Origin of the sequence: Metabacillus sp. YM-086 (assembly GCF_048059995.1) — a bacterium.
GTDB classification, from domain to species: Bacteria; Bacillota; Bacilli; order Bacillales; family Bacillaceae; genus Metabacillus; species Metabacillus litoralis_B.
The window spans coordinates 1-1,899 of sequence record NZ_JBLUOI010000068.1 but is presented as its reverse complement, the minus strand read 5'-3'; the positions used below and the strand labels follow the sequence as shown (position 1 = coordinate 1,899).

Below are 1,899 nucleotides of genomic sequence, written 5' to 3'. Positions count from 1 at the left end.
GTCCCGATTAGGCCAGAATCGAGACATAAATCAGCTATAAGAGCAAAGATGTGTCCCGATAAAGCGTGTATCGAGACATAAATCAGCAGAAAGAGCAAAGATGTGTCTCGATTAGGCCGGAATCGAGACATAAATCAGCAGAAAGAGCAAAGATGTGTCCCGATAACGCGAGAATCGAGACATAAATCAGCTGCAAGAGCCAACTTGTGTCCCGATAAAGCATGTATCGAGACATATATCTGGTGTAAGAGCAAAGATGTGTCTCGATTAAGCAGTAATCGAGACAAAAATCAGCTGTAAAAGCAAACTTGTGTCCCAATAAAGCGTGTATCGAGACATAAATCTGCTGCAAGGGCTAATATGTGTCCCGATAAAGCGTGTATCGAGACATAAAATCAGCAGAAAGAGCAAAGATGTGTCCCGATAAAGCGAGAATCGAGACATAAATCAGCTGTAAGAGCAAAGATGTGTCCCGATAAAGCGAGTATCGAGACATAAATCTGCTGCAAGGGCTAAGTTGTGTCCCGATAAAGCGAGAATCGAGACATAAATCAGCAGAAAGAGCAAAGATGTGTCCCGATAACGCGGTAATCGAGACAAAAATCAGCAGAAAGAGCAAAGATGTGTCCAGATAACGCGGGTATCGAGACAAAAATCAGCTGTAAAAGCAATTTTGTGTCCCGATAACGCGGTAATCGAGACAAAAATCAGCTGCAAACGCAAACTTGTGTCCCCCATTAACTCAAAATCAAGACAAAAGTCCTGCTCTGTCCCCCATTTCAGCAAACTAAGCCAATCAACCCCCTAACTCCAGGTCCGTGCCGGTTACAACTAATCCCTCAAAGCTTCCTTCAAAACACCTATCGCATTTATTACTTCTTCCATATTTCGCTTACTATTCATATTGTTTCTAGCATGAAGAAGAACCGGTCTTACCGACTCGACAGAACGACCAAACTCATACATCCACTCATAGCGTGGAACCATCCATGTGTGAAAATGGTGAGTTGTATCTTCGTTATAAAAATAATAAACATGCTCTATTCCTAATGTTTCTCTTTGAGCCTTTCTGATTTTGGATAAAACAGTGATATAATCGATTCTTTCTTCCTCGGTTAATTCATCTAAGCACTTAATATGTCGCTTAGATGCCAAAATGACTAATCCTTTTATCGGGTAGGCAACATCTTGATGTGCATGAAAGAATTCTGTTTCAATCACAACACCGCCCTCAGGCTCAATTAATCCACTTGTTAAGGCACAACTTAAGCATTCAACTTCTACGGTGTTTCCGTTGGATAGAGTTATTTTTCTCATTGTGTTCTCCCTCTAATTTAAATGATCTTCTATGTACATACCACAAGTAAATATATAACAAGCCTCCCATTAAATAAACATCTTTTTCGAAAATCATTCCTCCCAAAAATTCAAACATAAGTCCCCTCTTTTCTTAAGAAACAAAACAATATCATTGAAAGAACAAACTAAATCTGATACGATTTAATCGCACACGATCTTTACATATACGAGGAGGAAATCAAGATGAACACAGTATTTGATTTCACAGTTAAAAAACCAAACGGTGACACAAAATCTTTAAGTGATTATGAAGGGAAACCTTTACTTATTGTTAATACTGCAAGTAAATGCGGTTTAACGAATCAATTTAGTGGATTGCAAGAGCTTTATGAAAAATATAATAGTAAGGGCTTGGAGATTTTAGGATTTCCATGTGGTCAATTTAATGATCAGGAGTATGAAAATATTGAGGAAACAACTCAGTTTTGTCAGCTAAATTACGGTGTATCTTTTCCTATGTTTGCAAAGATCGATGTAAACGGTGATGCTGCTGATCCTCTCTTTTCATTTCTAAAAGAACAAAAGAAAGGCGTGCTATCC

General features: G+C 38.6%; 2 protein-coding genes. One reads left to right on the top strand and one right to left on the bottom strand.

Annotation, left to right across the window (positions count from 1 at the left end):
* Window positions 1-831: 831 nt before the first annotated feature.
* Entirely contained in the window at window positions 832-1,317 is a 486-nt protein-coding gene (locus ACEWK1_RS21650; RefSeq protein WP_212134912.1) for an HIT family protein, read from the bottom strand.
* A gap of 225 nt (window positions 1,318-1,542) precedes the next feature.
* Here ACEWK1_RS21650 and ACEWK1_RS21645 point away from each other — a divergent pair.
* The coding region (locus ACEWK1_RS21645; protein ID WP_416636644.1) for a glutathione peroxidase at window positions 1,543-1,899 on the top strand (357 nt) is incomplete at its 3' end.

Bases quoted from the DNA above. Each gene is read 5' to 3' on its own strand.
- ACEWK1_RS21650 (WP_212134912.1), bottom strand. From the start codon at position 1,317: ATGAGAAAAATAACTCTATCCAACGGAAACACCGTAGAAGTTGAATGC.